Below are 6,811 nucleotides of genomic sequence, written 5' to 3'. Positions count from 1 at the left end.
TGCTCGGCGCACAGCACGGCGTCGGACTGATCATCAGCCAGGCGCAGGGCAACTTCGATCCCGACACCGTCTTCGCCTGCATGGTGATCGTCGCGGTGGTCACGCTCGTGGCCGAGTACCTCATCACCCTCCTCGAGAAGTCCCTGCTCAAGTGGCGGCCGCCGAGCCGCTCCGAGGCACAGGCGATCTGACCCGCACGACGCGACGCCAGAACGCCACCAACACAGACCTGCAATGACGCAGACCGCCGGCCCCCGCCGGCGACACGAAAGGAACAGCACTCATGAAGAAACGCACCATCGGTGTCCTCGCCGCAGCGGGCATGGTCGCCCTCAGCCTCGCAGCCTGCAGCTCGGGCGGAGGCTCGGCCGGAGGCAGCTCCAGCGCCGCACCCATGCCGACCGTCAAGATGATGGTCGGCGGCCTCGACAAGCAGATCTACCTGCCCTACCAGCTCGCACAGAACCTGGGCTTCTATAAGAAGTACGGCGTGAACATGGAGCTCTCGACCGAGCAGAACGGCGGCGTCGGCGCAGAGGACGCCATGGCGTCCGGCCAGGTCGACCTGGCCGGTGCCTGGTACATCCACACGGTCGACTTCCAGTCGAAGGGCAAGGATGTCATCAACCTGGTCCAGCTCTCGGGCGCACCGGGAGAGCGCGAGATGTGCTCACCGAAGAGCGGAGTCAACTCGGCCGCCGACTTCAAGGGCAAGAACATGGGCGTGACGGACCTCGGTTCCGGCACGGATGAGCTCACCCAGTTCCTGGCGGCTCAGCACGACATCTCCAAGACGCAGTACACCACCATCGCGGTGCACGCCGGCTCGACGGCGATCGCGGCCATCCAGCGCGGAAGCGCCGACTGCGTCATGACGACCCAGCCGACGGTCGGTGCCCTCCTCTCGCAGCACCTCGCGACGACGGCGGTCGACCTCGCCACCACGAAGGGTGCCACCAAGGCGCTCGGCGGCGCCTGGCCCGCGGCCGGCCTGCTGGCCCGTGCCGACTGGGTGAAGGACCACGAGGACGCCGCCCAGAAGGTGGTGGACGCCCTGGTTGCGACCATGCACTGGATCTCCACGCACAGCGCCGCTGACATCGCCAACAAGCTGCCGCAGGACTTCGTGCAGAACGCCACGATCAGCAAGCAGCAGTACATCGATGGGCTGACCCAGGACAAGGGCCAGTTCTTACCGGACGGCATCATGCCTGCCGGTGGACCGAAGGTCATCTTCGACATGGAGAAGACCATCGGCGTCGACACCTCGAAGATCTCCTACAGCAGCACCTTCACCCAGAAGTACGCTGACGCTGCCAACAAGCTGGAGGGCTTCACCCCCACCACGAAGCCGGCCGGCGCGAACGGCTGACCCACTCCGGAGGGCACCCCCGGGGCGCCAGCCCGCCCCGCTCTCCGGCCCCGATCGGCCCACCAGACCTCAACCTGGTGGGCCGATTCTTTTTGCGGGCGGCAACCGCGCGAACCGCGGGCCTGCGACCATGAGAGTGTGGATGCCATGCATACAGTCGTGATCGGAGCCACCGGGCATGTCGGCAGCTACCTCGTGCCGCGCCTGGTCGAGGCGGGCCACCAGGTCGTCGCCGTGAGCCGCGGACAGAGCGAGCCCTACCATCCGGACCCCGCCTGGGACGCGGTGGAGCGCGTCCGGCTCGACCGCGAGCAGGGGGATGCCGACGGCACGTTCGCCGGGCGCATCGCGGACCTCGGCGCGGATGCCGTCATCGACCTGGTCTGCTTCACTCCCGGGTCCGCGCAGAAGCTCGTGGACGGGCTCCGCGGACGTGTGAGCCTGCTGGTCAGCTGCGGGACGATCTGGATCCACGGCCCCGCCACCGCTGTGCCGCTGAGCGAGGACGAGGCACGCGAGCCGTTCGGCGAGTACGGCGTGAACAAGGACGCGATCGAGCGGCTCCTGCTGGAGGAGTCCCGGCGGCCCGGCGGCCTGCGGTGCGTCGTGCTGCATCCCGGCCACATCAGCGGTCCCGGCTGGAACCTGATCAACCCGGCGGGGAATCTCGACCTCGATGTCTGGCGCCGGCTCGCCGCCGGCGAGGAGGTCGTCCTGCCCAACTTCGGCCTCGAGACCGTGCACCACGTCCACGCCGATGACGTCGCCCAGGCGTTCCAGCTGGCGCTGACCGCCCCGGACGCCGTGGGCGAAGGATTCCACGTCGTCTCCGACCGCGCGCTCACCCTCCGCGGCTTCGCCACCGCCGTCGCCGGCTGGTTCGACGCCGAGCCCCACCTGCGGTTCGAGCCGTACGAGCGTTTCGCCCGGCTCACCGAGCCGGAGCACGCGGCGGCGACGTGGGAGCACATCGCCCGGAGCCCGTCCGTCTCGATCGAGAAGGCCCGGCGGCTGCTCGGCTACGAGCCGGCGTACACCAGCCTGCGGGCAGCGGCCGAGGCGCTGCAGTGGCTGATCGAGGACGGCCAGGTGGAGACGGGAGGACGTGGCGTGCCGGAGCGCTACCGGTAGGCTGACCTCGTGCTTCTCTCCGATCGCGACATCAAGGCCGAGCTGGGTGCCGGGCGGATCGCCCTGGAGCCGTACGAGCCGGAGATGGTCCAGCCGTCGAGCATCGACGTGCGCCTCGACCGCTTCTTCCGCCTGTTCGACAACCACAAGTACCCCTTCATCGACCCGGCCGAGGACCAGCCCGAGCTGACCCGGTTCGTCGAGGTGGATGCGGACCAGCCGTTCATCCTGCACCCCGGCGAGTTCGTGCTCGGGTCGACGTTCGAGATGGTCAGCCTGCCGGACGACGTTGCCGCGCGGCTCGAGGGCAAGAGCTCGCTCGGCCGGCTGGGACTGCTCACCCACTCCACCGCCGGCTTCATCGACCCGGGGTTCTCGGGCCACGTCACGCTGGAGCTCAGCAATGTGGCTACGCTCCCGATCAAGCTGTGGCCGGGCATGAAGATCGGCCAGATGTGCTTCTTCCGCCTGTCGTCGGCCGCCGAGCGTCCGTACGGCTCGGCCGAGTACGCCTCCCGGTACCAGGGGCAGCGCGGGCCGACGGCCTCGCGGTCGCACCTCAACTTCCACCGCACGGACGTCACGAGCACCGAGGCGGGTCGTCCCGCCTGACCTGCGTCCAGCTCCGCACCGCTCTCGGATCGCACCATCTCGGATCGCACCAGCTCGATCCGGACCAGCTCGAATCGGACACAGAGAAGAGGGGCACCATGAGCGAGACCACCGACGCGGCCTTCGCGCGGGCCCTGATCAGCAGCGGCCCAATGGCGCACAACCCGCAGCGGATGCAACTGTTCGGCCGGCTCGTCGGCAGCTGGAGCGCCGACGTCCGCCTGCTCGACGAGGACACCGGCGCGTGGCGCGAATCCGTCAACGAGTGGATCTTCGCCTACACCCTCGGCGGCCGCGCGGTGCAGGACGTCCTCGTCATCCGCGACGACACCGATCCCGAGGGCCGTCAGGGCCGCGGCTCGACCGTCCGCGTCTACGACACCGCCCTCGGCGCCTGGCGCGTCAGCTGGTTCGGCGCGGAGGCGGGCGACTTCTGCACCCTCGTCGCGACTCCGCACCGGCGCGACGGGATCCGGCAGGACGGCACGCAGACCGACGGCCGCCCCATCCGCTGGAACTTCTCCAACATCACCGAGAACTCGTTCGAGTGGGACGGCTGGGTCTCCGACGACGAGGGACGCACGTGGTGGCTCGAGCAGCACATCGACGCCACTCGCACCGGATGAGGGAGGGCCGGTGTTCGACGACTTCGACGCGCCCGGGCTCGACCGCACGGTCTGGCTCCCGCACTACCTGCCTGCCTGGAGCTCGCTGGCCGGGAGCCGGGCGAGCTACCTCATCCACGACTCCCACCTCGAGCTGAGCATCCCGCCCGAGCAGGGGCTCTGGTGCCCGGGAGAGCACCAGCCGCCGCTGCGGGTCTCCGGGCTGCAGACGGGCAACTTCTCCGGCCCGGCCGGCTCGACCGCCGGGCAGCAGCCGTTCCGCGAGGGATTGCGTGTCCGGGAGGCCCAGGAGGAGTTCCGCGGCTGCCTCCTCGAGCACGGAACGGTGGGGATGCGCGCCTCGCTCTACCTGGGCACGCGCTCGATGGCGTCGCTCTGGCTGGTCGGCTTCGAGGACCAGCCGCAGCGCAGCGGCGAGATCTGCGTGATGGAGGTGTTCGGGCGCGACATCGGCGAAGAGGAAGCGCTTGTCGGGATGGGCTTCCACGCGTTCCGCGATCCGCAGCTGACGGAGGACTTCGAGAAGGTCCCTCTGCCCATCGACGTGACCGAACCGCACGCGTACGAGGTGAGCTGGGACGGCGTGGAGGCGACGTTCCGGGTGGATGGCCGGGCGGTGCGGATGCTCGACGACCCGCCGCAGTATCCCCTTCAGATCATGCTCGCGGTGTTCGACTTCCCGGATGGGAGCCACCCGGCAAGCGGCGGTTTCGTGCCGACGCTCTCTGTGGACCGGGTGTGGGCGCACTGACAAGGGACCCCGCCGATACAGGAATGGATGCAGGCGGCGGCATATGCGCGGTGTAGTTATCCACAGTCCATTACACAGGTGGAAAATAGTGAGTCCGGCTCACAGCTGACCCGAAGCTTCGGCGCTCCGGTCGGCGTAGAGAGCGGGAAGCTGCAGCGTCAGCCAGGGGCTGAAGGCCCAGGGGGTCGCCTCCACCGCGGCCAGCAGCGGGCGCGGATCGACCCACGTCCACTCGGCGACCTCGTCCGCCGACGGCGCGAGCTCGCCGACGATGGTCGCCGTGTAGACCGGGCAGAGCTCATGCTCGACGATGCCCGCCGCATCCACCGCCCTGTAGCGAAAGTCGGGGAGCACCAGCGCGAGGGTGTCGATCTCGGCGCCGAGCTCGTCCGCCGCGCGGCGCCGCACGGCATCCTCGCTCCGCTCACCGGGCGCCGGATGACCGCAGAACGAGTTGGTCCAGACGCCCGGCCAGGTGGCCTTGCCGAGCGCGCGACGTGTGACCAGGAGCCGTCCCTCCCCGTCGAAGAGGTGACAGGAGAAGGCGAGGTGCAACGGCGTGGAGGCCGTGTGCACGCTCGCCTTGTCCGCCGTGCCGATGGGCGTGCCGTCCTCGGCGAGCAGCACGACCTCTTCGCGGGGTGGGGTCATGCCTCCATCTTAGGTTCGCCGTCCGCGGGGGAGTCCAGGCTGTCTGGTGCGTCCGGGTGTGCGTCGGGGGTTGGGCCGGCAGTTGCGCTGGAGGCCGGGTCCGGTCCTGCTCCGGGCTCGTTCGCGTGGTCGTTGCCGGGCTCGTTCGCGTCCTCGTTGCCGGGCTCGTTGGCGTCCTCGTTGTCGGGCTCATCCGCGGACTGCTCGACGCTCTGCGCCGGCCGCCGGCCGAGGTTGCGGGCCATCGCCTCGAGGGTCGCCATCGTGGTGGCGTAGTCGTCTTCGGCGATACCGTTCATGAGCTCCTCCCGCACCGCGCTGACGCGCTCGACGGCGGCGTCGTGGGCGGCGCGTCCCTCGTCCGTCAAGGTCGCCCGGTCGCCGTCGAACCACACCCAGCCGCGCTCGACGAAGTCGGCGAGGATGTGCTCGATCCGGTGGATGCGGCGGATGCGGTGGTCGCCGCGGTAGCCGCGGCCGCCCTGGTGGCCCCGACGGAACCGGCGCGGGTCGCCGTCGAACGGACCCCAGCCGCCGTCGCCTTGGCCGTGGCCATGACCGCCGAAGGGTGCTCCGCCCGGGAAGGGGCCGCCGAATCCGCCGGGGAAGTATCCGGGAAAGGGACTGCCGTACCCGCCGGGGACGTGACCGGGGAAGGGGCTCTCGAACCCGCCGGGAAAGTGGCCGGGGAAGGGACTGCCGTACCCGCCGGGGAAGTGACCGGGGAAGGGCGCGCCGCTGCCTGCGAAGGGCCCGGCGAACGGGTGGCCGCCGTGGGAGGGACCGAACGGCGCCGGCGGGAACGCCCCGGGCAAGGCCTGGCCGGCCCGCGCCGCTCCGAAGGTGTAGCCGCGGTCGAAGCCGTGCTCGTAGCCGCGCTCGAACGCGCGCTCGGCGCCGGGGTGAGCGGCGTGACCGTCGTGGTGGTGCTCGTGGTCGTGGAGCTCGCGTTCATGGTGGTCATGTTCATGGTGGTCGTGGTCGTGCGCGTGCAGCTCGTGATTGTGGTGCGCGTAATCCGCGTCCGGGCCGGGACGCTGACCGTCCGTCGGGTACTCCGCACCGGCCGGGCGCTCGTCCCGCGGCTCCTGGTCGCGCCATCCGGGGTGGCTGTGACTGCCGGGTGTGAACCCAGGCCGGGCGTCGCCGTAACGGGGGTTGCCGTACCGAGCGTCGCCGTGGCGGGGGTCGCCGTAGCGTTGCCCATACCCGCGGTGTCCGTATTCGCTGTATGCGCCGTAGCCGTATCCTCCGCCGTGGGCGTGGTGCTCGCATCCATGGGCGCGTTGTGCGTCCTCGTGGCCGTCTGCACGCTCGCCGCGCTCGGCGGCGGGGTCTCGGTCGCTGTTACGTCCGTGGTCGTGATGCCGGTCGCGGTCGTGGCGCGGGTCGCCGTCGTTGTGCCGGTCGCGCCCGCGGTCGCCCCGGTGCGGCAGCTTCTCGCCGAGTTCGGCGGCGGACGCCGGACCCTCGGCGAGTGTGTGCAGGATGCGCCAGCCTCCGCGGCGCAGTCCCTGGTCGGCGAGCGCTTCGCGCATCCGCTCGTGCAGCCGGCCCTCGATCACGCCGAACCAGTATCCGGGCGGCGTCTGTGTGGAGTCATCGATGTTCGTCATCGGAAACTCCTCCTTTCATTGCATGTACTCTTACAAGTAAATGTATAGTTAC

7 protein-coding genes and 1 pseudogene are annotated in these 6,811 nt (G+C 70.0%); 6 read left to right on the top strand and 2 right to left on the bottom strand.

Annotated elements, in window-relative coordinates:
- The 6 genes and pseudogenes from ACPYOG_RS18105 to ACPYOG_RS18080 form a co-directional block, all read left to right on the top strand.
- A pseudogene (locus ACPYOG_RS18105) lies at nucleotides 1–191 on the top strand (hypothetical protein); the annotation flags it as partial.
- A gap of 92 nt (nucleotides 192–283) precedes the next feature.
- A complete protein-coding gene (locus ACPYOG_RS18100) occupies nucleotides 284–1,372 on the top strand; it encodes an ABC transporter substrate-binding protein (protein WP_481295542.1) in 1,089 nt (362 codons plus the stop codon).
- A gap of 147 nt (nucleotides 1,373–1,519) precedes the next feature.
- Complete coding sequence (locus ACPYOG_RS18095; RefSeq protein ID WP_481295541.1) at nucleotides 1,520–2,503, top strand: NAD-dependent epimerase/dehydratase family protein; 984 nt, start codon at nucleotides 1,520–1,522, stop codon at nucleotides 2,501–2,503.
- Between the two features lie 9 nt (nucleotides 2,504–2,512).
- Nucleotides 2,513–3,115 carry a dCTP deaminase gene (gene dcd, locus ACPYOG_RS18090; RefSeq protein WP_090040595.1) on the top strand — a complete coding sequence of 201 codons (603 nt, stop codon included), beginning with the start codon at nucleotides 2,513–2,515 and terminating at the stop codon, nucleotides 3,113–3,115.
- A 98-nt stretch (nucleotides 3,116–3,213) separates the two neighbouring features.
- Complete coding sequence (locus ACPYOG_RS18085; protein WP_481295540.1) at nucleotides 3,214–3,741, top strand: hypothetical protein; 528 nt, start codon at nucleotides 3,214–3,216, stop codon at nucleotides 3,739–3,741.
- A gap of 10 nt (nucleotides 3,742–3,751) precedes the next feature.
- Nucleotides 3,752–4,492, top strand: a complete 741-nt coding sequence (locus tag ACPYOG_RS18080) for a glycoside hydrolase family 16 protein (RefSeq protein ID WP_481295539.1) — start codon at nucleotides 3,752–3,754, stop codon at nucleotides 4,490–4,492.
- A 99-nt stretch (nucleotides 4,493–4,591) separates the two neighbouring features.
- Here ACPYOG_RS18080 and idi read toward each other — a convergent pair whose 3' ends face one another.
- Complete coding sequence (idi, locus tag ACPYOG_RS18075; RefSeq protein ID WP_481295538.1) at nucleotides 4,592–5,143, bottom strand: isopentenyl-diphosphate Delta-isomerase; 552 nt, start codon at nucleotides 5,141–5,143, stop codon at nucleotides 4,592–4,594.
- Entirely contained in the window at nucleotides 5,140–6,759 is a 1,620-nt protein-coding gene (locus ACPYOG_RS18070; protein WP_481295537.1) for a hypothetical protein, read from the bottom strand. Before ACPYOG_RS18070 ends, idi begins: the two co-directional genes overlap by 4 nt.
- Between the last annotated feature and the right edge of the window lie 52 nt (nucleotides 6,760–6,811).

This window comes from Leifsonia sp. HAY1-4F (assembly GCF_056755275.1).
The sequence above is the reverse complement of the archived record's forward strand: the minus strand, read 5'-3'. Positions and strand labels throughout refer to the sequence as shown.

Bases quoted from the DNA above. Each gene is read 5' to 3' on its own strand.
- ACPYOG_RS18085 (WP_481295540.1), top strand. From the start codon at position 3,214: ATGAGCGAGACCACCGACGCGGCCTTCGCGCGGGCCCTGATCAGCAGC.
- ACPYOG_RS18095 (WP_481295541.1), top strand. From the start codon at position 1,520: ATGCATACAGTCGTGATCGGAGCCACCGGGCATGTCGGCAGCTACCTC.
- ACPYOG_RS18070 (WP_481295537.1), bottom strand. From the start codon at position 6,759: ATGACGAACATCGATGACTCCACACAGACGCCGCCCGGATACTGGTTC.
- ACPYOG_RS18100 (WP_481295542.1), top strand. From the start codon at position 284: ATGAAGAAACGCACCATCGGTGTCCTCGCCGCAGCGGGCATGGTCGCC.
- idi (WP_481295538.1), bottom strand. From the start codon at position 5,143: ATGACCCCACCCCGCGAAGAGGTCGTGCTGCTCGCCGAGGACGGCACG.